14 protein-coding genes are annotated in these 22000 nt (G+C 61.9%); 8 read left to right on the forward strand and 6 right to left on the reverse strand.

Annotation, left to right across the window (positions count from 1 at the left end):
- The first annotated feature begins 67 nt into the window (after positions 1 to 67).
- The 4 genes from AC3WL8_RS11900 (at position 68) to AC3WL8_RS11915 (ending at position 10303) form a co-directional block, all read left to right on the forward strand.
- Positions 68 to 4966, forward strand: a complete 4899-nt coding sequence (locus AC3WL8_RS11900; RefSeq protein WP_492378301.1) for an AAA domain-containing protein — start codon at positions 68 to 70, stop codon at positions 4964 to 4966.
- Complete coding sequence (locus AC3WL8_RS11905) at positions 4967 to 6460, forward strand: hypothetical protein (protein ID WP_492378302.1); 1494 nt, start codon at positions 4967 to 4969, stop codon at positions 6458 to 6460. It abuts the gene before it with no gap.
- A 133-nt stretch (positions 6461 to 6593) separates the two neighbouring features.
- On the forward strand, positions 6594 to 7157 hold the full coding sequence (locus tag AC3WL8_RS11910) for a Wadjet anti-phage system protein JetD domain-containing protein (RefSeq protein ID WP_492378303.1): 564 nt from the start codon (positions 6594 to 6596) through the stop codon (positions 7155 to 7157).
- Between the two features lie 401 nt (positions 7158 to 7558).
- On the forward strand, positions 7559 to 10303 hold the full coding sequence (locus AC3WL8_RS11915) for a hypothetical protein (RefSeq protein WP_492378304.1): 2745 nt from the start codon (positions 7559 to 7561) through the stop codon (positions 10301 to 10303).
- A 3-nt stretch (positions 10304 to 10306) separates the two neighbouring features.
- On the opposite strand, the gene AC3WL8_RS11920 is transcribed toward AC3WL8_RS11915, so the two are convergent.
- The 3 genes from AC3WL8_RS11920 to AC3WL8_RS11930 all read right to left on the reverse strand — a co-directional run bounded on the left by AC3WL8_RS11920 (position 10307) and on the right by AC3WL8_RS11930 (position 14137).
- A protein-coding gene (locus AC3WL8_RS11920) for an IS3 family transposase (protein ID WP_492378305.1) occupies positions 10307 to 11484 on the reverse strand; the annotation gives its coding sequence in 2 pieces (ribosomal slippage) (positions 10307 to 11217 and positions 11217 to 11484; 1179 coding nt in all).
- 103 nt (positions 11485 to 11587) lie between these two features.
- Positions 11588 to 12559: a Bug family tripartite tricarboxylate transporter substrate binding protein gene (locus AC3WL8_RS11925; protein ID WP_211979704.1), complete on the reverse strand. Its 972-nt coding sequence runs from the start codon at positions 12557 to 12559 to the stop codon at positions 11588 to 11590.
- 57 nt (positions 12560 to 12616) lie between these two features.
- Positions 12617 to 14137: a class I adenylate-forming enzyme family protein gene (locus AC3WL8_RS11930; protein ID WP_492378306.1), complete on the reverse strand. Its 1521-nt coding sequence runs from the start codon at positions 14135 to 14137 to the stop codon at positions 12617 to 12619.
- Positions 14138 to 14481: 344 nt separating this feature from the next.
- On the opposite strand from AC3WL8_RS11930, the gene AC3WL8_RS11935 reads away from it, so the two are divergent.
- The 4 genes from AC3WL8_RS11935 (at position 14482) to AC3WL8_RS11950 (ending at position 18734) form a co-directional block, all read left to right on the forward strand.
- Positions 14482 to 15675: an acyl-CoA dehydrogenase family protein gene (locus AC3WL8_RS11935; protein WP_492378307.1), complete on the forward strand. Its 1194-nt coding sequence runs from the start codon at positions 14482 to 14484 to the stop codon at positions 15673 to 15675.
- A gap of 13 nt (positions 15676 to 15688) precedes the next feature.
- Complete coding sequence (locus AC3WL8_RS11940) at positions 15689 to 16816, forward strand: acyl-CoA dehydrogenase family protein (protein WP_492378308.1); 1128 nt, start codon at positions 15689 to 15691, stop codon at positions 16814 to 16816.
- Between the two features lie 309 nt (positions 16817 to 17125).
- On the forward strand, positions 17126 to 18505 hold the full coding sequence (locus tag AC3WL8_RS11945) for a DUF1329 domain-containing protein (RefSeq protein ID WP_013952316.1): 1380 nt from the start codon (positions 17126 to 17128) through the stop codon (positions 18503 to 18505).
- Between the two features lie 106 nt (positions 18506 to 18611).
- Positions 18612 to 18734, forward strand: a complete 123-nt coding sequence (locus tag AC3WL8_RS11950; protein WP_013952315.1) for a hypothetical protein — start codon at positions 18612 to 18614, stop codon at positions 18732 to 18734.
- Between the two features lie 71 nt (positions 18735 to 18805).
- Here AC3WL8_RS11950 and AC3WL8_RS11955 read toward each other — a convergent pair whose 3' ends face one another.
- The 3 genes from AC3WL8_RS11955 to AC3WL8_RS11965 form a co-directional block, all read right to left on the reverse strand.
- Complete coding sequence (locus tag AC3WL8_RS11955) at positions 18806 to 19597, reverse strand: SDR family oxidoreductase (protein WP_153953821.1); 792 nt, start codon at positions 19595 to 19597, stop codon at positions 18806 to 18808.
- 26 nt (positions 19598 to 19623) lie between these two features.
- Positions 19624 to 20724 (reverse strand): 3-ketosteroid-9-alpha-monooxygenase, oxygenase component, encoded by a 1101-nt coding sequence (locus AC3WL8_RS11960; RefSeq protein ID WP_013952313.1) that lies wholly within the window; start codon positions 20722 to 20724, stop codon positions 19624 to 19626.
- A gap of 75 nt (positions 20725 to 20799) precedes the next feature.
- Positions 20800 to 21993, reverse strand: a complete 1194-nt coding sequence (locus AC3WL8_RS11965; protein ID WP_492378319.1) for an NADH:flavin oxidoreductase — start codon at positions 21991 to 21993, stop codon at positions 20800 to 20802.
- Positions 21994 to 22000: the final 7 nt, after the last annotated feature.

The following is a 22000-nucleotide window of genomic DNA, read 5'->3' on the forward strand; positions in this document are numbered from 1 at the left end:
CGCTATTCCTGATTGGCTGAATTTTGGACTTCCTGGTCCGCGCCTGCTACCACTACAAGACAGCGAAATGGAAATAAAGATTCTTAAAAAGACCGGCGTTCCGAAGGCAGAAGTGGAGGCGCATCAGCAGATACAGCGAGAGTTTAGTTCTTCAGACTTCAGTAGGAAATGGAAAGGCTATGCTTCGTTTGCCATCGCCCGGGGCGGGCGCGGGGCAGGGGACGACGATTTTGACCTAGTGCTCGTGACGCATGCCCACATCGTTGTGGTCGAGCTGAAGAACTGGCATGGCACTTTACTTGAGTCAGATGGGCAGCAGTGGTACCTGGATGGAGAGTGCCGTGGGACCTCGCCGGTGGCCAAGGCCAATTTGAATGCTAAGAAATTAGCTGGTTTAATGCAGCAGAAGCTTGGCCGGGAAAAAACTCCGTTCATCAGCTCTTATGTCGTGATGCATGGGGACGTCAAAGAAATGAAATTGACGTCCGACGAAGAGCGCTCAGTCCTGACAATGACTGAGTTTCTGACGCTCAGGTACCAGACGTGCTACAAGGACTATCTCTGGGGCAGAGTCCTGTTCAACCCTCTCGACTATCTAGCCAAGTATGACCTGTTCTTCGAGGGGCCATCCTTCAAGCCTAGGGAATACATCGTCGATGGCTTCCGGCCCGAGGCGAACCCAATCTTTGAGCACCCTAGGAAGCTCTACAACGAGTATCGCGCGGCGGCGAAGGATGACCCGGCAACGGTTGCCTTGCTGCGCCAATGGGACTTCACGGCTATTGGCTTGGAGCTCATCGGAGAAAAGGACCGCTCATTCATTGGACTTCGGGAGCAGCGGGTCTATGAGTACGTAGCAGACCGGAACGAGGAACTGTCACTTAGCCTGCTGCGGCCGGTGGCACGCAAGAGTCCAAATGATGTCAGCTTGGACTTCTCTGAGTTGTTCTTCCTGCCGAGCAAGGTAACCCGCCTGGCGGAGTTCACCCATAGTGTTCTCCCTAAGCTGTCTCCCGAAGAGCGCCTGACCCTCACCAAGGCGTTACTCTCAAAATTCGCGGAACTGCATGACCTTCGTGTCGCCCACCGTGACGTGGGTGACCACAGCATCTGGCTTGACCGTCCAGCTAAGGTTGTCTTGTCTGGATTCCCTGCGGCCTACTATCCAGAGATGAAGACAGTCGGCGCCTTCCGCGAGAAAGTGAAAGTCGAGCAGTCGACGCTGCCTGAAGATTCTGGTGCAAGTCCAGCATCTCCCTATCGACGCGACGTGTTCATGCTTGGGGCCTTGGCACACCTCGTCTTGTTTGGGGAGAAGCCACCCAAGGTAGGCGGACTTTACGAATGGTCTAGCCGAGCGGAGGACCCATTCGAGGGAGCACTCACTGAGTTCATCAAGCGTGCGCTCTGCAAGGAACCTGGGGAACGGTTCGAGAATGCTCGAGAGATGCTCGAGGCTTTCAATGCGGCTACCGCAAGGAAGCAGGAGAGCATCATTGACCTGACTACATTCGAGGCCTATAAGGCGGCTACGCGTGACAGGGATTACGAAGAAACTGAGACGCTGGCCGATACCGACGATGCTTGGTTCTTTAAGTCTGCGGGGAACGGCGAGGCCAAGCTGGTCAAGGTGTGGTTCAGGGTGGCCCCCGACACAAAGAAACCGGACCAAGCTGTCCGCCTGCTGTCCTTCCTCGAGCGCGCCAGACTTATCAAGGGCTATGGGATAGCTGGAATGCCGCAGGTCTTGGACTTCGGTCTATCACGAGGCAGCTTGCTGCTCGTCTTGGAATGGGTCGAAGGGGGGACATTGACTCACTGGTTGAGCGGTGCCCCCTCATATGAGGAACGCCTGGCCGTAACCAAATCCATGTTGAATACCTTGACGCGAATCCATGCATTGGGAATCGCTCATGGTGACCTTCATCCTCAGAACATCATCGTAAAAGAAGATGGAGCGGCTGTATTGATTGATGTGCTGGACTTCCGTCTCGACGCCGATGACCACTACACAACGGCCTACTTGCCGGAAAACTACAAGTCATTGACTCCGTTTGAGCGCGACCGGTACGGCATTGCAGCTGTTCTGACTGAGCTCCTGCAGTGCTCGAGGGAGAATCCCACTTCCGGTGAGTATCCAATTCCTAGAATCTACGAGGAGATTGCGAATCTTCTCGAGCAAAAGACACTGTCCACTCTCGAGCCGTTGTCGAGAGCTATCGCTGTGGCGGGGCAGGCGGATGAGGCCGAACTGCCGGAAGTTACCGTGGTCGTCCAGAAGCTTGCACAATCGGGTGTGGTTTCAGGAGAGATGCGTTCCGATAACGGCACGTTTCATGTGGAGGCCAAGGAGGACAAGAAGTACAAGGGTGGCTTGCGCTTCTGGGTGACTGGTATTGGCAAGCAGCTGTCTTTCTCCTGGAAACTCGCTGACGACGCCGCCGAGTTTGTTAGAGCAAGCTCCATATCCCAGAGCCAGTTGCTTCGTTCCCAGACAATGGCCGATGGGCAGATTCCAGTTCGTATACATCTTGTGGACGGTCCCGTTTCCGATGTCAGGGAACTTGTCCAGTTCCTACTTCAGGACGAGCGCATCAAGAGGAAGCTGCCCACCCCCGTACCGACTCCGGCAATCGCTTCCGGGGGAGAGACTGTAGGAGAGCCTGCTGCAACCGTTCAGGAAGGATGTGAGGCAGTAGGGGAAGCAACCTCCCCTGAATCTGCCATTCCAGTTCCGGAACTCTGGAAGGCGCTCTTGGATGCAGAAGAGGACGCATTTACGACAGTCACTATTGCCGGAGAGAAGCGTCGCAATCCATCGCAGGACGGTCAGATTTTGGTTCCGTACCACGCTGACAATGGAGTGATTGATTACGAGCGCTCGGATACCGTCATTGTCGAGAGTCAGACCAATGACGGCGTGTGGAAGCCTTGTGGTCAGCTCAACCTTAAAGAGACCACATTCGGGGAGCTGGCGGAACTGGCGATTGATAAGCCGTATCCGAAGGCCAACTTCAAGATTGGTAGCAAGCTCCGGCTCATCAGCAACCTGGAGAAGGGGTCATTTACACGCAGGAGATTCGCGGTCGACCGGATTCTTGGCGACAAGGCTGTTGTCCCAGGCCTCATTGAATACTTCGAACGGCAGGAAGCGGCCTTCCTTGAGTCAAACAAATATATCGAGCCTAGCGATGACGACCTGGAAGCGTATTCCGAGGGTAACAAGAAGCTGAATCCCAGCCAGAAGGAGGCATTTCGCAAGGTACTCGGCAACGGCCCAATCAGTCTGCTGCAGGGGCCTCCTGGCACCGGAAAGACATGGTTCATCGCTTCATTGCTGCACTACTTGATGACCAAGGAGAGCGCTCGTCGAATTCTGTTGGTCAGCCAGGCTCATGAGGCCGTCAACAATGCTCTGGAAAAAGGGTTGGAGCTCTGTCGAAGTAAAGGAATCGAGTTCAATGCGGTTCGCCTCGGTAGCGAGTCGGCCGTGTCCGACTCTATCCGCCACTTACATGCCACTTCCATCGAGCAAGCCTATCGGGAGAGGTTCAAGGCTGAGCAAAAGGAGCGTATGGTTGGACTCGCGTCGGCGCTGGGGCTGCCTCGTGATTTCACTACAGAGTTCGTTGACCTGTACCTGCGGTTGGGAATGCTTTGCGAACGGATTGCCAAACTCGAAGCGAGAAGTCTTGCAGAGGGCGAAGATGCCAGTCAGGCTTTGGTGGCCAGGGTCAGAGCCCTGGTCGAGACCTTTCATGAAATTGCTGCGGACTTGTATGACTTTGAAGGAGAGCTCTCTCCAGCGGAGACTGTGGTGCAGCTTCAGGAAAGGCTAGCCCAGAAGTATGAGGTGCGGTCGAAAGATGCCATCGAGCGTCTGACAAGGCTGATTCATCTCTCTGATGAATGGGTCAGCGCCCTTGGTTCGTCGGATGCGAACTTTGCTGAGTTCTTGGCAAAGTCTCGTACTGTCGTAGCAGGGACCTTGGTTGGCATCGGCTACCGCGGTGCAGGCGTCGTCCAGAACGTTTTCGACTGGGTCATCATCGACGAAGCGGGCCGCGCAGCACCTAGCGAGCTCGCGGTCGCTATGCAGGCCGGTCACCGTATTCTGCTGGTGGGCGACCATCATCAGCTGCCACCAACTTTCGCCGACGAGGTCAAGGGCGCAATCTGCCAACGCTTCTCTGTAGAAGAAGACTCACAGCTGTTTAGCAGCGATTTCGAGCGCATCTTTGATTCGGAGTATGGTCGGAAGGTGGGTGCAACTCTGTGGAGCCAGTACCGAATGGCGCCGGACATCGGTGAGGTGGTCTCATCTTGTTTCTACCAAGCGAAACTCGACACCGGGCGTGGAGCGCCACCTAAGTACTATGACCTGTTGCCAGAGAATCTTTCCAATCAGGTTACTTGGATTGATACATCCCCAATTGGCGAGCGCGGCTTCGAGCAGGCGTCGGACGGCGGCAAGGATAAGTGGAATATGGCTGAGGCTCGCATCGTTATGAACTTGCTACGTCAGATTGTCGAGTCTGACGAGTTCATGGCCTCCTTGAAGGAGGACCTACAGCCAGAAGAACCGCCCATCGGTATCATCTGCATGTACGAGAAACAACGGCAGGTCATCGACCAACTGAAGGCCGAGGCCACTTGGCTGGGGAGCGCGCGTCGCTTGGTCAAGGTCGACACCGTCGACAGCTACCAGGGCAAGGAAAACAGAATCATCATTCTCTCGACAGTACGCAACAACGTACGGCAGTCATCAGGGTTCTTGAATAGTCCCAACCGAGTTAACGTGGCCATGTCGCGCGCAATGGAGCGCTTGTTTATCGTCGGTGCGACGAAGATGTGGGGTGGGAAAAACATCAATCGGCCCCTGGGTAGGGCATTGACCAAGGTTAGGTCGCTGGCTGAGGCTGGTCGTGCCGGCATCTTGTCTGCCAAGCAGTTTCAGGGGAATTAAATGACCATTCAAGCGGAATTCAATCGAGTTACCTTCGGTCTCCCCATTGAGACATTTCGTGTAGAGGCCTACATTGCGCTCGATGAGCGCCTACCTGTCGTTACGGAATTTGTCCTTCGGCTTCTGCGAGTCTGCGGCAGGGTCCCCATGCCGGCGCTCAGGAATTACTTTGGTTTTACGGATAGCGAGGCCTTGTCCGTAGTGGAATCGCTGTCGAGGCAGGGGCTCATAGAGCTTGTCGAAGAAGACATTCAGCTGAGCTTGTTCGCCATTGAGCGTTTCGAAGAGGCCGGTGGAGACCACCCACGATTCAACAAGGTCGAACTAAAGAAGGACACGGTCACGTTTGACTTGATTTCCTTCACTCCGCTGCGCCCTGTGACTGGTGAGTTGCCCACCGACAACATCATCAAACTGAATGCGGCGGAGGATGCTTTGGGCGAGAGTAAGGAGAGGGCAAGGCTCGCTTACCGGCAGCGCTATCCAGAGATTGCCTCAATGCGCGATGACCTCAGGGAGAAATCCTTCGGCGTCCACTCCATTGAGGACATTGAGAGCAAGCGGCGCAGTTACTTGCCTATTCCGGTGTCGTTTTCCATCGACCAGGACGGCCAGGTTGAGCGAAGGATTGATGAAATCTTTGAGCGTGCGGCTCCCGCAGAGCTCATCCAGTTCGTCAATGAGCAGGTCACGGCAGCCATCCCCAAGACGATTGTACTGGGTACTCCAGGCCTGGAAGAGTTCATTGAAGCATTTGACCTGAAGCTGATGGGGCAATACCTAACCGGCAAGAAGTTCGACCTGGCAGGGTACTTGGCCGACGTGCACGTGACTGGCAATGTGAAGTACCAGAAGGGTGTGGATTCCTTGTTCGGCAATATATACCTCCAGGGAAACGTTGAGCGCATTGTTGCTCGGATTCGAGATAGGCGTGAAGGAAAGCGGCGCCATGGAAAGCTGCTGACGTCCCTGGCCTGGTTGACTCCAGACTATGAACTTTGGGGACGTGGCGATTCCTTCGCCAAGGCGGTTGCACAGTTCACAAGCGTCCTCAGGACGGGCGGTATTTCCGATTCACTGTTCGTCTTTGCAAACGCTGAGCAAGGACAGGAGACCGACATCGTTGCTCAATTCCGTGTGCCACAACTCAGTGAACTTCATTTCTCGAGACCGGCATTGAATGAAGGTTCGCTGATGAAAGGTAGGGTCGAATTGATACTGTATCCCACCGGGGTCATGGCGGCTGCCTATCATCTCTCACTTCCGGGCAGCGGTGGCCTGTGGGCACCTATCGGCTTCATTTCAACGGTACCGAAACACTTGGATACCGCGCATAAGCTCATTCAGAGTGTCATGTCCAGGCGACGATACGGCGGGCGTGCCAAGTTCACCCAAAGGGACGCCCGCACGAGGCCAATGTCTTTCGAGGAGGGGTGCCCCTTCCTGCAGTACAGCGGCTTGAATAGTCATAGCCATGATGACGACGAAGGCTGAGGAGTGAGTTGGTCGTTAGGACATTTGCACCTTGTTGACACTTTGCATACCGATGCTTGGGCGGAAGGTCCTGACCGGCATACCTCAATCGAATTGCTAAGGAGGCTGAAGGTCGGCTAGTGGTTTCGCGAGCATGGACGCCGAAAGGACTGGTTGGGTTCCCGAGATGCCTGTCCAGTTGCAGGTCTTTTTGCCGAGACGCGGGTTTTCGGGGGTGCTGTTTATCGAGAATCAGGCCACCTTCGAACAGGCGACACGAGACGCAACCGGCCGTTACGATAGCTTGGGGCTTGTGTTTGCGTCGGGCTTCAAGGGGAGCGCCAAACGTTTGCGGTCGCCCACCGGGGCTTCCGTCTACTTCGCAGCCTATGGCTCACTTGAGGAGAAAGACGCCAGTAGGTTTCTGGGGTGGTTGCGTGCTGGGATTAAGTTGCAGTCTTGGTTTTGGGGCGACCTGGATTTCGCTGGCATGAAAATTTTGGCAAACCTACGAACGGTTTTCGAAGGGCTAGGTGCTTGGCAGCCTGGCTACGGGCCTATGCTTGCGCGATTGGAAAGGGGCGAAGGCCACTCTCCGACCGAGGCGGGAAAAGGCGGGCAGCAAGTCATAGACCAGACCGGATGCTCGCTTGCGGATTCTCAACTGCTTCCTGCGTTAATAAAATGGAGCAAGTTTGTCGACCAAGAGGTTCTATAGGCGCTGCTTAACTCTTGAAGGCCTCGGCGGAATGGGCGAGGTTGCCATTCCGGTTATTAGAATACGACTCATACTAGGTCGGCTGGAGCTGGATATGTAGCCGAAGCCTACCTATCGGTGTTTGTGCGCTCGTGCGAACGATGTCGGTGTTGCTGCTGGGGGCCATTGCCCAACTCACTGAAGATGCATCACCGAAAGCGGGGAGGTCGGCTGACGCAAAGCCGACAGTGGCCGCTGCCGACTGGCAGTTGATGGAGAATGTCTGAGATACCCGCCGACCAGGGAAAAGGAGCGCTTTCGTCGCGCACGCATGGTTCATGTTGGCGGACCTGTTAGACTCTTCGACAGCATTACCACTAACTATTGAGCTGCGAATTGCGCTGCTTGAGCAAGGACTTCCGATGCCCAAGAACAACCCCAATCAGCCAAGCTATCGCGAGTTCATGCGTGCGCGTCGTCCGGAACTCTACTCCGATACGCTGAACATCGAAGAAAGGGAGGTGGACCGGCGCCAGTTTGAGTTCCATCTCCACAGCCTTACCAGCCGCAAAGAGGAAACGGCATTCGAAAACTTCGCCCGCGCGTTGGCTGAGAAAGAGTTGTGCCCCAATCTCATTCCACAGACCGGGCCCACGGGGGGTGGGGACAGCAAGGTCGACACCGAGACCTACCCTGTCGCGGCCTCCATTGCCACGCTTTGGTTCGAGGGTGACCCCTCGAAATCCGCTGCGGAGAGATGGGCCTTTGCCGTGAGCGCCAAGGCGAAGTGGAAGCCGAAGATTGACTCTGACGTCGAGAAAATAGTTGCTACGGGGCGCCCGTACTCCCTTGTCTATTTCATCTCCAACCAGGCAGTCCGCGACAAGGACCGGGCCGAGAGAGAAGACGCACTAAAGGCGAAGTACGGCATCGAGGTCCGTATTCTTGACCGCTCGTGGATTGTCGAGAAGGTCTGCAGCCACAAGCGCTGGCAGCTTGTGGCCGACACGCTTCAGTTCGAGCTTCAAGGCACTATGAGGACTGTTCCGGGCCCCTTGGATGCTGAACGTCTGCGGGATTTGGAAGTCCTAGACAAAAATATCGAGGACGCGGCAGGCAGCCCGGTCACCTTGGAACTGGTTGAGGTAAGCCTGCAGGTGGCCCTTCTCGCTAGGAGCCTAGACAAGCCGCGAACGGAGGTTGACGGCCGATTTGAGCGTGCGGAGCGGCTGGCTCGTGCTATCGGAAGCAGCAGACAACAACACCGAATCTGGTACCAGCGGGCGTGGACTGCCATTTGGTGGTTCAACGACTCTACGGAGGCCCTCCGGCGCTATGACCTACTGGCGGCCGAGATGCTCCAGACGGATTGGATTTGGGACCTGGAGGAACTGGTCAATCTCTGGCTGGCTCTTCAAGCGGGGCAGCCGCCAGAGACGGACCGCACGGCCGCGCTGCGCGCGGCGCTCCTGCGGCATGCGGACGACCGCGCTAAGGAGACCAGCTCGCTATGGGCCCGCACGCAACTGCTCCTCATGGACATGGTTACGGGCTTGCGCACCGGCCAATCCCTCAACCCGACTCTCAAGGCCCTGCGGGAGACCTTCGCAGAGGTTCGCAAACAGGTTGAGTTTCCGGTGGAGTCTGTGGTGCGCCTGGTGCGGGAGCTTGCTGTCGTCATTGGCGACTCTCCAGCGTATGACGAACTGCTGGACAGCGTGATTGAGATTGAACGCGAGAGGCACGGCGAACGCGCTGCGGGTGAAATGCGCCTGGAGCGCGGCCTCCAGAAGCTCTCTCGCAAGAAGTCGTATGAGGCGATTGATGACTTGGCCAAAGCCCAGTTCCTGCTTGCTCAAGAAGAGCGGCGAGGAGAGTTTATTGCAGCCCTCGCGGGTACTGGTTTGGCCTATGAGTCGGCCGGGCTGCTGTTTGCCGCCCGTGCCAGTCTGGTCTCCGCGCTGGACCGGTGCCTCTACTCCTACTTCAAGGAAGGGGCTGTTGACGCACGAGCCTTGCCACTGCTGAGGAAGCTCGCTTGGCTTGAGCTTCAGCTCGGTCGAGTCCCCTACGCGTTGGCATGGGTGAAGTGGATGCCTCCAATGGAGGTAGCCCTAAGCCTGAGCGATGAGGAAGTCAACGACGTCTCCGAGGAAGTGCGGGCCATCGACCGCGTTTTGGGCATCCTCATTTTGAAGACGCCGCATGAGGAGTGGTCCCAGCTAACTCGGCTGCCGGACCTACTGCATTCGCTTGAGCTGGAAATGTCCCGCGCCGCCGCCCTGTTCATGCTTGGTCGTGAAGACACTGTCAGGAGCGACTATGACGCGGGGGACGACGACTTCCAGGAGTTCTTCGGCGAATGGTTGACAGCGCCGGCAGCTGAGGACCTTCCTGAAGAACCGTCTTGGCACATTGGAACGACGACCATGACCACCGTTGTCCTAGGCTGTCGAATCGATGTCGCGGCCCGGGGCAGCGTCACCTCCGCGCTTCTTGGTGAAAGTATCATCGCGTTCCTGGAGGCTTTCTACTCCACGGCAGTTCAGTCAAGAACTCTGGTCTCACCACGGGCGGAACTCCTCATCGAAGTAAGGCAGTCGGATGGAGCGAAAGGGCCTTTCTCACTTCGAACGGTGGAGGATAACTGCGGTGAAACGAAGCTGGTGGTGACTCACCCGATTACGCCTGCGGCGGACCTGGTGGGCAACGGCTTTGAAAAGGCCATCCTGGAGCTGTTCGCCCGCGTCACGGCCGAACTGCAATTCGGCGCCGACAAGCAAGCCTTCGAGGAAATGTTCGCCAAGCACCGGGCTCAGGACCGAGCCTTCCTCGTGGCTCGTTCCATCATCGCGGTGACGAACATTTTAGGGGAGTCTCCCCCTGGCCGGGCGGAAGATTGGGTGCAGGACCCCACATTGCGCGAATACACGCAATTGCGTGACGCTCCTTGGCAGCCGACCCACGTGGCGGCGGTCGAGACCCAGTCCGGTTCCGATGAGAAGCCGACTTTTGCAGCGGGCGACCCATCCGAGCACCTTTTCGGGGCTGATGCCATCAAGCACCGAGACATAAGAGTCATGTCCCCCATCAACCTGCCTCTTTGGGACCGGGCTCGGTGGAAAGGTGTGGGGGTCGGAGGAACACCAAGCGAGATTTCGCTGTAGTGGTCAAGTTATTTCGGACAGGCAGATAGGTTCTTTTTCTGTCGATTGCGCCTCGTAGGCAGCGGGCGACAGATACCCCAGGGTTGAGTGCAAGCGCACCGGATTATAGAAACCAACGATGTACTGGGTGATGTCGCGCCGTGCCTCGGCGTGGTTGGCGTATTGACGCTGCCACACGCGCTCCATCTTCAGGTTTAGGAAGAACCGTTCCGTCACCGCGTTATCCCAGCAATTGCCTTTTCGACTCATGCTGCAAACAATCTGATGGCGTGCCAGCAAGGCCTGATACTCCGCGCTCGCGTACTGACTGCCCCTATCCGAGTGCAGCACCAGTCCCGGCGCTGGCCTTCGCTGCTGCAGCGCCATGCTCAGTGCCGACATCACCAGGTCGGCCGGCATGGTCGGCGCCATCGACCAGCCCACGACCTTGCGCGAGTACAAGTCCAGCACGACCGCCAGATACAGCCAGCCTTGAGCCGTGCGGACATAGGTGATGTCCGAAGTCCAGGCCCGATTCGGCTCGGCCACGTCGAATTGCCGGTCCAGCACGTTCTCTGCCACTGGCAGCGTGTGCTTGCTGTCAGTCGTCGACACGAACTTACGCTTCCAGGTCGCGCGCAAGCCCGCTTCGCGCATCAGCCTACGAATCCGGTAGCGGCCAAGGCGCACCCCTTGTTCCCGCACCGCATGCATGACACGCCGGCTGCCGTAGCTGGCGCCGCTCGCAGCGAACGCCGCTTTGACGTGGGTCTGCTCCTGCAGAGTCTTCATGCTTGGCATGGCGCGGCGGTGCGCATAGTAGCCCGAGCGGCTCACCTGCAATACCCGGCAGGCGTTACTGACCGATACGGCCTCCTGTTGCAAGTGGGCTACCACCCGGTAGCTCACTTCAGTTCCCGCGCAAAGAAGGCCGAGGCTTTTTTTAGTAAGGCGTTGTCCTCGCGCAGTTGCCGATTCTCCGCCTCCAGTTGCCGGATGCGCTGCTGTTCCGCCGTCAGCGGCTTGCCCACGCCAGGCCCGCCGGCGCACTCTGCATCGTACTGCGCCATCCAGCGCCGAACGGCCGTCTCACCAAGCTCCATCGACCGGCAAACCTCGCTGACCGATAATCCTTGGTCTCGCACCATCCGTACTACTTCCAGCTTGAAGCTGGCGTCAAATTGTCGGCGCCTTCTTGTCATCTATCTTTTTTCCTCGTCGATTCCGGATTGTCCTCCTATCGACCTGTCCGAGGAAATTAGACCACCACACCAAGACCCCCACCCCCATCCAGCCCCTCCCCCCTCAATCCGCCTGAATCTTCGCCGCCTTCACCACCCCACCCCAAAGCGCCAGCTCCCGCTGAATCCGATCCCCCAGCGCCTTCGGCGTGCTGATATTGACGTCATACCCCCCCGCCGTCATACGTTGCCGGAAAGCAGCATCCTCCCCAACCGCCTTCTGCGCCTTGACCAGCTTGTCCACCACATCCGCCGGCAGCTTCTGCGGCCCCACCAGCGCATACCAGCCAGTCAGGTCATAGCCCTTCTGCCCCGACTCGATCATGGTCGGCACGTTCGGCAGCGCCGGGTTGCGGGTCTTCGACGTAACCGCCAGCGCACGCACCTTGCCGCCATTGATATGCCCGATGGCCGTCCCGGTAATGTCGAACATGAACGTCACCTTGCCACTCATCACGTCAGCCATGGCCGGCGCATTACCCTTGTACGGCACGTGCAGCATCTTCACGTTGTTCATCTGAGCCAGCAGTTCCGCGGACAGATGGTTCGATGCCCCAATGCCGGCCGAGCCGAACGAGACCCCCTCAGGGTGCTTGCGCGCATAGTCGACCAGCTCGCCCACGTTCTTCGCCGGGAAGTCCTTGTTCACCAGCAACACGTTGGTGTAATCGGTGATCAGGCCGATATAGGTAAAGTCCTTGACCGGGTTAAAGTTGACCGAGTGCTGGATCAGCGGGGTCATGGTCATGGTCGGGCTGGCGACGAAATACAGCGTGTAGCCGTCCGGCGCCGCCTTGGCGGTCATGTCGGCGGCGATCGCGCCGCTGGCGCCCGCACGGTTGTCCACCACCACCGGCTGCTTGAGCGCGCGCCCGAGCTGCTCGGCATAGATGCGCGCGGCGGTGTCGACCGGGCCGCCGGGCGCGTAGCCCACCAGCAGCTTGACCGGCCGCGACGGGTAGGCGTCGGCGGCCCACGCCGCGCCCTGCACCAGCAGCGTGGCGGTCAGGGCTGCCAGTGTCGTCCATGTCTTCATTGTTGTCTCCTCCAGGTATGGCTGATATTGCCCGGGGCCAGCATGCCCGGCGGGCGCTTAATCGAGCAAGGCGCGCAGCGGCTGCTTGAGCAGCTTGCCGCTCGCCGTGGTCGGAATCACCTCGACGGTGCGGACCTCGGCCGGGCGCTTGTACGGGGCCAGGCTCTCGCGCAGGTAGGTGTCCAGCGCCTTGCGGTCAAGCTCGGCGCCGTCCTGCATTTCAATGAAGGCCACCACTTCCTCGTTGCCGTCGGCGGTGGTGCGTCCCACCACGGCCGACTGGCGCACGCCGGGGAAGGCGTTGATCACCGACTCGACCTCGATCGGGTAGACGTTGAAGCCGGAGCGGATGATCAGGTCCTTGGAGCGGCCGGAGATAAACAGCGCGCCGTCGGCATCCAGGTAGCCCAGGTCGCCGGTGTTGAGCCAGCCGCCGGGCAGCAGCGCCTCGGCGGTCTGCTCGGGGTTGTGGTAGTAGCCCAGCATCACGCCCGGGCCGCGCACGCGGATCTGGCCGCGCTCGCCGGCGGGCAGCGGCTTGCCTTCGGCATCGGTGATCTCGATCTCCACGCCTTCGACGATATAGCCGGCCGAGCAGTCGGCGCGCGGGGCTTCCATGCGCGTGATGAAGAGCGAGCCGGCGTATTCGGTGATGCCGTAGCCATGGTGCAGCGCCTGGCCGAACAGGGTTTCGACCTCGCGCTTGAGCGTGGGGTCCAGCGGCGCGCCGCCGGTATAGAGGTAGCGCAGGCGCGGATAGGCGCCGGGCTTCGCGCCGACGGTGGGCGCCACCGCCATGATGCGCGTGAACATGGTCGGCACGCCCTGCAGGATAGTGACGCCGGGCGACGCCAGCGACTCGAACACTTCATTGGCGTCGAAGCGAGGGCGCAGGAACAGGCTGGCGCCGGCATACAGCGTGGCCATCAGCACCGTGGCAATGCCGAAGATATGCGACATCGGCAAGGCGCCGTAGGCCACGTCGGCCGGGCCCATGTCGCGCGAGGTGGCGGAGATGCGCGCAAACTGCGTCAGGCCCGCATGCGGCACCATCACGCCCTTGGGCGCACCGGTGGTGCCGGAGGTATAAATCAGCGTGGCGACGCTGCGGGCCAGCCCGGCCGGCTCGCGCTGCGGCGGGGTGGCCGCGCGCACCACCCGCATGCCAGCGTCGAACACTGGGCAGCCGGTGGCCTGTGCGCCCAGCCGCTCGCCGTGCGCCGCGGCCACGTCGGACACATGGCCGGTGAACAGCACCAGCGCCGGCTGCGCATGATCGCGGATATTGTCGATCTCGCGCGCGGACAGGCGCGCGTTGACCTGGATCGGCCAGGCGTGCAGCAGGCTGCTGGCGAACAGCGTGACCACCATCTCGTTGCAGTTCTCGCCGACCACCATCACGCGGTCGCCCTCGCCCACGCCCTGCGCCGCCAGCCAGTCGCGGGCGGCCTCGATGCGCCGCCACAGCTCGCCGTAGCTGATGACGGCGCCGTTCTCGTGCAGGCACGGCGCGTCGGGCGTCTGCGCGGCCCAGTAGCGGGGGATGTCGTGGATATATTCGGGGCGGAAGGAAGACATGGTGCTGGTGGGTCTCTCGATGCAGGCTGAGTCGGATATGCGGCGGAATGCACCCGGCCACATGAAACTGGCTGCATCAGTTTGCGGCAAGCCCCGTGCCGGAGCCATTTGGAATTCACTAAGGCCGTGTTCGTCAACGCCACTGGCCAGCCGCCGTCCGCCCCGCCACCACCCGGCGCAGGTGGTTCCGCCTCCACGAAGGACGGCTTTATCATTGATGAAGCAAGGAATCGCGCCCGGCCCCTACAATCGGCCGGCACAGTGAGGGCCGCCGCTTTGACGCACCGCACAACCAGGCTGAGCCAAAAGCGCCGCGCGGCCCGCGTACCACAGGGGACATTCAGATGGATTTGCGTTTCACCGCCGAGGAACAGGCCTTCCGCGAGGAGGTCCGCACATTCGCGCAGGCCAGCCTGCCGGAAGACATCCGCAACAAGGTACTCAACCACCAGCGCGTGGAAAAGGACGACTACATCCGCTGGCACCGCATCCTGCAGGCCCGCGGCTGGGGTGCGCCGACCTGGCCCAGGCAATGGGGCGGCACCGGCTGGACCGCGCTGCAGCGCCTGATCTTCGAGATCGAGACCTTCCGCGCCGGCGCGCCGCGCATGCTGCCGTTCGGCCTGACCATGATCGGGCCCGTGCTGATGAAGTACGCCAGCCCCGAGATGCAGCAGCGCTTCCTGCCGCGCATCCCCAGTATCGACGACTTCTGGTGCCAGGGCTACTCCGAGCCGGGCTCGGGTTCCGACCTGGCCTCATTGAAGACGCGCGCGGTGCGCAAGGGCGACAAGTACATCGTCAACGGCCAGAAGACCTGGACCACCATGGCCCACTTTGCCGATTGGATCTTCTGCCTGGTGCGCACCGACCCGGAGGCCAAGGCCCAGGAAGGCATCTCGATGCTGCTGATCGACATGAAGTCGCCCGGCGTGACGGTGCGCCCGATCAAGACGCTCGACGGCGGCCATGACGTCAACGAGACCTGGTTCGAAGACGTGGAAGTGCCGGTCGAGAACCTGGTCGGCGAAGAGAACCGCGCCTGGACCTATGCCAAGTACCTGCTCGGCCATGAGCGCACCGGCATTGCCGGCATCGGCCACTGCCACCGCGAGCTGCGCCTGCTCAAGCACTACGCCAGCCAGGCCACCGACGGCGCCGGCCGCCCGCTGATCGAAGACGTGCGCATGCGCGACAAGATCGCCCGCGTCGAGATGGACATCATGGCGCTGGAAATGCTGCTGCTGCGCGTCGCCACGCAGGCCGCCGGCACCCCCGGCCCCGAGGCCTCAATCGTCAAGATCCGCGGCTCCGAGGTGCAGCAGGACCTGGGCATGCTGATGATGGAAGTGGCCGGCCCCAACGCCTGGCCGTATTCGCCGGAATGGCTTGAGCCGGGCGCGACGCAGCCGGTGGCGGGCCCTGACTGGGCCGCCCCTGCCGCCTCCACCTACTACGACATGCGCAAGACCTCGATCTACGGCGGCGCGACCGAAGTGCAGAAGAACATCATCTCCAAGATGATCCTGGGTTTCTGAAGGGATAGCTGACATGGACTTCACCTACAGCGAAGAGCAACAGATGCTGGCGGACAGCCTGCGTCGCTTCATCGATACCGAATACACGTTCGAGGCCCGCCGCAAGAGCGCGCGCGCAGGCGAGAGCCTGGATCGCGGCATTTGGAACAAGCTCGCTGAAATGGGCGTGCTGGGCCTGACCGTGCCGGCCGACTTCGGCGGCTTCGGCGAAGGCCCCGCCAGCCAGCTGGTGGTGCAGCGCGAACTGGGCCGCGGCCTGGTGCTGGAGCCGGTCACGCCCAGCGGCGTGATGGCCGCGGCCATCCTGGCCGCCCACGGCAGCGCCGCGCAGAAGGAAGAATGGCTGCCCGCGATCGCCTCGGGCGAGCGCATCGTCACGCTGGCCTACCTGGAGCCGACCACCCGCTACCGCCCGGAATCGGCCCGCGCCAGCGCCGAGCGCAGCGGCGACGGCTACGTGCTCAACGGCATCAAGAGCGTGGTCTGGCACGGCGGTGCCGCCGACGCCTACCTGCTGACCGCGCGCGTGGCCGGCAGCAATGAGATTGCGTTGTTCCTGGTGCCGCGCGACAGCAAGGGCCTGGGCGTCACCGCCTATCCCACCATCGACGGCCTGCGCGCCGCCGACCTGTCGCTGCAGGACGTGACCGTGCCGGCCAGCGCGCTGGTGGGCGAGCCCGCTGACGGCCTGGCCGCGCTGGGCGTGGGCCTGGAGCATGGCGTTGCCGCGCTGTGCGCCGAGGGCGCCGGCGCCATGGAAAAGCTGATCGAGATCACCGCCGAGTACCTGGGCACGCGCCAGCAGTTCGGCAAGCCGCTGGCCAGCTTCCAGGCACTGCAGCACCGCATGGCCGACATGCTGGTGCAGAAGGAACTGGCGCTGTCGATGGCCTACGTCGCAGTCCAGGCGCTGGACGAGGCCGATCCCGCCACGCGCCGCCGCATGCTGTCCGCGGTCAAGGTGACGCTGGCCCGTGCCGGTCGCTTCGTCGGCCAGCAGGCCGTGCAGCTGCATGGCGGCATGGGCATGACGGATGAGCTGTCCGTGGGCGACTACTTCAAGCGCCTGACCATGCTGGACCAGTTGCTGGGCGACAGCGACTACCATCTGCAGCGCTTCGGCGAAGTGATGGAAGCCTGACCCTGGCTGCGGCCGCTGGCCGCACGCTGGCGCGAGGCCGGGCACTTGCCCGGCCTCGCGCCGTTTCAGCTCCCGCTCCCCCTCCCCTTCCCGTACCGCCCCGGTACGCTCCCGCAATCCTCGCGGGATGCTGGCACGCCACCCGGATTGGCCCCCCGCGCCACACCCAGCCCTCCGCCACGCCGGAGGCTAGGGAAATCCACTAGTCCGTTCCAACGATTCCCCGCCGCCGCGCCATCACTACGCTGTCACCACAGGCACAGGCACAGCCAGCGCCGGCAATTCCTCTTTACAAGGAGCGAGACTTCAATGAAATCCAGCACAAGACAACTGATACGCGGTGGCCTGCTGCTCACCAGCATGGCCCTGGCGGCGGCATCGTGGGCGAAGGTCACCCCGGAGGAACTCAAGCAACTGGATGGCCCCCTCACGCCGATGGGCGCCGAGCGTGCCGCCAGCAAGGACGGCGAGGTCCCGGCATGGTCCGGCAAGTGGCTGGGCACGCCGGCCCATGTCAAATACCAGCGCGGCGAACGCTATCCGGACCCGTATGCCGATGAGAAGCCGCTGTTCGTCATCACCGCGCAGAACATGGCGCAGTATGCCGAGCGGCTCAGCGACGGGCAGAAGGCGCTGTTCAAGAAGTACCCCGACACCTTCAAGATGCCGGTCTACCCCAGCCATCGCGACTTCCGGTATGAGGACGCCGTCTACAAGGACATCCGCACCTACGCCGCCACCGTCAGCATGACGAGCGATGCCAACGGCCTGAAGGAAGCGGGACCCCAGGTTCCCTACCCGATTCCGAAAACCGCGATGGAGCTGTTGTGGAACCAGCGCTTCTCGTCGGCCATCGGCACCGAGAAGGCGCAGTTCGACCAGGCCGTGGTCTATCCGAACGGCTCGATCGCGTGGGGACGCGTCTCATACAGCATCCTGTCGCCGCGCAATAACGGCAAGTTCGACCCGCACAACGCCATCAACGAGCGCTCCTTCTTCCGCACCGCCACGGACCTGCCGTTGCGTGACCGCGGCCAGGTGATCGTTGGCTACGCGGTCTGGGACCAGGAGGGTTCTGACACCAACCGCACGTGGATCTACAACCCGGGCACGCGGCGGGTGCGCCAGGCGCCGGAATTCGGCTTTGACCAGCCCCAGGGCCCCGGCGGCTTCCGCACCGTGGACGACGACCGGCTCTTCAACGGCTCGGGCGAACGCTACAACTGGAAGATCGTCGGCAAGAAAGAGATCTTCGTCCCGTACCACAACTACAAGCTGCTGAGCACTTCCGTCAAGTACAAGGAGCTGCTCACGAATGGCCACGCTAATCCGGACGTCATGCGCTATGAACCGCATCGGGTATGGGTACTGGAAGCAACGCTCAAGTCCGGTTTCCGGCACCAGTATGCGAAGCGCGTCCTGTATCTCGACGAAGACAGCTGGCTAGCCCTGGCGGCCGACAACTACGATGGCCGCGGCCAGTTGTGGCGCACCAATCTCCAGGCCTCGGTGTACACCTATGATGCACGCCGCTACTATCCGACCACGGTGTTCTACCATGACCTGATTTCGGGTGCCTACCTGGCGGACCGCCTGACCAACGAAGGCCCGATGGCAACGCTGAACAACAGTCCGGAATTCAACGAGGCGTTCTTCTCCCCGGACGCCGCGCGTGGGTCGGGTACCTGATCCGATCGTGATATCCGGCCGGGCGCAGCCTTTGGCGCCCGGTCGCGCTCCCCTCCCCGCCCTGAACTGCCCCCAGAAGTCGGAGACGACTTTTGGGGGTTTTTACATGGCAAAGCCCAGCCGCTCCGATTGCAACCCGGGCTGCGCCGGTTGCTTCTACCTCGAAAAGGAAGCCCTGTATCCCGGCGAACGCGAACGCCGGATGCAGGACGATGTCGTGGTCGCGTAAGTCCGGAACGCCATCAATTAAAAATGGGGCATCCGCCGCGAGCCGCGGCGGATGCCCCATTGACCAGGAGATCAGAAGTTCAGCGGTCGCTGCGCGGCATCCAGGCCGCCGTCGATGAACACCACGTTGCCATGGATGTAGGCCGCCTGCGGCCCGCACAGGAAGACGATCAGCGCGGCCACCTCTTCAGGCTGGGCACGGCGGCCCAACGGCGGCAGGAAATCGCGGATGGCGTCGCCATAGCGCGGGTCCTTCAGCCCTGCCTGCAGCAGCGGCGTTTCCACCGCGCCCGGCGCGACCACGTTGAGGCGCACGCCGGCCTGGCCCCACGCGGCAGCACGTTGCCGCGCGGCCGCCGCCACCGCATGCTTGGAGCTGGCATAGGCAATATAGCCAGCCTGGTCCCGGGTGGCTTCCGCCGCCGCGGCGGCTGCCACCATCGCGCGCACGCCGGACTCGTCGCCGGCAAGGTAGGCATCACGCAGCGGGCTGCCCTCCCAGGACTGGAGCGTGGCCGAATTGGACGACACCACCACGGCGCACGGATCCGAGCCCTGGCGCAGCGCCTCGAACAGGCCATCCAGCAGCGCCACCACGCCGAAGTAGTTGACCGATGCCACCAGCGTGGCGGGTTCGACATGCGGGCCCAGGCCGGCGCAGCAGACCAGCTGATCGATGCGGCCACCCGACCGCGACAGTACGGCGTCGATGGCGGCAGCGCGGCCCTGCGGGTTGGACAGGTCGGCAAGGATGTCGGCATCGCGCAGGTCGATGCCGATGACCCGGCAGCCGTCCGCGAGCATGCGCTGGCGCACGGCCGCACCCATGCCGGACGCGGCTCCGGTAATAACTACGGTTTTCATGTGGTTGAGTTCCATGACGGTGTCGATCAGGCCTCGAACACATGCCGCAGCGCCGGCGGCTCGATGCCGCCCGGGTTCAGCTCGAACGTGCGCCGTGCCACGCTGGACGGCCGCACCTGTTCCACGTCGGTGTAGAACTGCTGGTACCAGTCACGCATCTGGTAGATGGGCCCGTCGCCTTCGCACAGCAGCGGGTTGTCGATGCGGATCTTGCTGTCCCAGATCGCCACGTCCTCGTAGAAGGCCTGTTTGGCCTGCTCCACATAGGCTTGCGCCATGGCACGGTTCTGTTCCTCGGACAGCCCCGGGATCTTCTTCACCAGCACGCCGTAGCGCAGCGCGAAGCTGTTGAGGTCGATCGGCACATGGCAGTTGAGCAGGATCGAGTGGATCTGCTGGTCGCCCATCTGTCCGCTCATCTCGGTGATGTGGTACGCGGGCCCGAAGTACGTGGACAGCGCCGTCAGCTGTGCATCGCCGGAGAGCCGAGCACTGCGTCCGATCATCAGCTGCGTGGCCTTGTGGTCTTCGAACAGGTTGGCAAAGTAGTCCACCGGCGCGCCATGGACCGTGCCGAAATGCGCCATGTCAGAGATATTGTCGACCAGCTCGCGGCAGTTGGTGCGGATCAGCATCTCGTCGATGGCCCAGTCCGACCAATCCGATGAGAAGCAGGCCTCGATGCGCGGGATCGCCACCTCGGGGGGGGCCGGGCGGCCTTCGGGATCGTGCCAGATGAAGAGCAGCCGGTTCTGCTCGCAGGTCTCCCAGGCGCCGACGCGGGCCTTGGGCGGCACGCGCTTGCAGTAAGGGATGGACTTGCAGCCGCCGTCGCCGCCCCATTGCCAGCCGTGGAACGGGCAGACCAGGTTGTCGCCCTGCACGGTGCCGGTGCTCAGGTCCGCCCCCATGTGCGGACAGTAGCCGTCGATCACGCGAATCGCGCCGGTCGAGTCGGCAAATGCCGCCAGGCGCCGGCCGAAGATATTCAGCGTGTGCGGCACGCCGTCGCGGTAGCCATCGGCCAGGCCGAGGCAATGCCAGCCGCGCGCGAAGCGGGCCTCGGGCGGGCGTGATTCGATTTTGTAGCCGGCCTTGTAGCCAGTCTGGTTGCCGTCAGCGGTCATGGCGTCTGTCTCCTTGAATTCCCGTGGGACCTTCAAGATAAGAGCGTCTGGCCGGCGGCTCATCGTCCCATCGGACTACTGCAGCGCGGCAATCCTGGTCAGAGCCGGATCATTGCCCGGGCCGTGCACGCAACTGACGCCGGCCGGATCGTAGATCCGGGCCACGCAGCCATTGCAGCTGTCACAGGCCGAATGCGCCACCGCACCGCTGCGCCAGTTGGCGACCAGCGCGGGATCGTGGATCAGCGCGCGCGCCAGCGCGACGCAGTCGAAACCCTCTTCCATCAGCTGCGCGACATTGCCGATCGACTTGACGCCGCCGATATAGGCCAGCGGCATGCGCACCGCCCGCCGCACCACGCGCGACGCTTCCAGGAAATACAGCTCGCGAAAGGCCAGCGCGCGCGGCGTACGCTTTTCCAGCATGGTGATGCCGAAGCGCGCCACCGCGGTCGGTGCGGCGGCCTTCATCTGCGCCGTGGGCATGGGGCTGCCGAACAGCGCCCACGGGCTCTCCACGTTGCGCCCGCCGCTGAGGGTCAGCAGGTCGGCGCCTTCCGCCTCCAGCAGGCGCGCAGTCACGGCGGAATCCGCAGGTTCGTTGCCGCCCGGCACGCCGTCGCTGACGCTCAGCTTGCAGCAGACCGCCAGCTCGGCGCCGACCGCGTCCTTCACCTGGCGCAGCACCGCGGCCGGAAAGCGGGTGCGGTTCTCCACGCCGCCGCCGAACGCATCGCGCCGCCGGTTGCTCAGCGGCGACAGGAACTGGTTGAGCAGGTAGCCGTGCCCCATGTGGATTTCCACCGCATCGAAGCCGGCTTCGCGCGCCAGACGCGCTGCCGCGGCGAACTGGCCGGCAACGCGTGCCATGTCCGCCTCGCGCATGGCACGCTGGAAATACACGCCATGCAGCATGCCAAAGGCATTGAGTCCGGCCGAAGCACTGCCCGGCGCGCGGCTGCCGCCGTGGCGCATGGTGGTGAACGAGCCCGCATGGGTGATCTGCAGGCAGGCCGCAGCGCCATCGCGATGCACGGCATCGGTCAGCACGCGCAGGGGCGCAACCTGCTCCGGGCGCATGCTGAGCTGGTGCGAGAAAGTCAGGCCGTCGTCGGCCACCGCCGCATACGCTACCGTGGTCATGCCCACGCCGCCCGCGGCAAGCTCGCGGTGGTGCCTGACCAGGGCCTGGGTCGGCAGGCCCTGCGGCGTCATGCCCTCGTTGGCGCCGGCCTTGATCAAGCGGTTGCGCAGCGTGAGCGGGCCGATGCGGACC

This window comes from Cupriavidus sp. FW305-F7 (assembly GCF_058782875.1).

Excerpts from the sequence above, each read along its gene's own strand:
- AC3WL8_RS11955 (WP_153953821.1), bottom strand. The coding sequence starts at position 19,597 with ATGAAAACCGTAGTTATTACCGGAGCCGCGTCCGGCATGGGTGCGGCC.
- AC3WL8_RS11935 (WP_492378307.1), top strand. The coding sequence starts at position 14,482 with ATGGATTTGCGTTTCACCGCCGAGGAACAGGCCTTCCGCGAGGAGGTC.
- AC3WL8_RS11950 (WP_013952315.1), top strand. The coding sequence starts at position 18,612 with ATGGCAAAGCCCAGCCGCTCCGATTGCAACCCGGGCTGCGCCGGTTGC.
- AC3WL8_RS11900 (WP_492378301.1), top strand. The coding sequence starts at position 68 with ATGGAAATAAAGATTCTTAAAAAGACCGGCGTTCCGAAGGCAGAAGTG.
- AC3WL8_RS11940 (WP_492378308.1), top strand. The coding sequence starts at position 15,689 with ATGGACTTCACCTACAGCGAAGAGCAACAGATGCTGGCGGACAGCCTG.
- AC3WL8_RS11945 (WP_013952316.1), top strand. The coding sequence starts at position 17,126 with ATGAAATCCAGCACAAGACAACTGATACGCGGTGGCCTGCTGCTCACC.
- AC3WL8_RS11960 (WP_013952313.1), bottom strand. The coding sequence starts at position 20,724 with ATGACCGCTGACGGCAACCAGACTGGCTACAAGGCCGGCTACAAAATC.
- AC3WL8_RS11925 (WP_211979704.1), bottom strand. The coding sequence starts at position 12,559 with ATGAAGACATGGACGACACTGGCAGCCCTGACCGCCACGCTGCTGGTG.
- AC3WL8_RS11910 (WP_492378303.1), top strand. The coding sequence starts at position 6,594 with ATGGACGCCGAAAGGACTGGTTGGGTTCCCGAGATGCCTGTCCAGTTG.
- AC3WL8_RS11905 (WP_492378302.1), top strand. The coding sequence starts at position 4,967 with ATGACCATTCAAGCGGAATTCAATCGAGTTACCTTCGGTCTCCCCATT.
- AC3WL8_RS11915 (WP_492378304.1), top strand. The coding sequence starts at position 7,559 with ATGCCCAAGAACAACCCCAATCAGCCAAGCTATCGCGAGTTCATGCGT.
- AC3WL8_RS11930 (WP_492378306.1), bottom strand. The coding sequence starts at position 14,137 with ATGTCTTCCTTCCGCCCCGAATATATCCACGACATCCCCCGCTACTGG.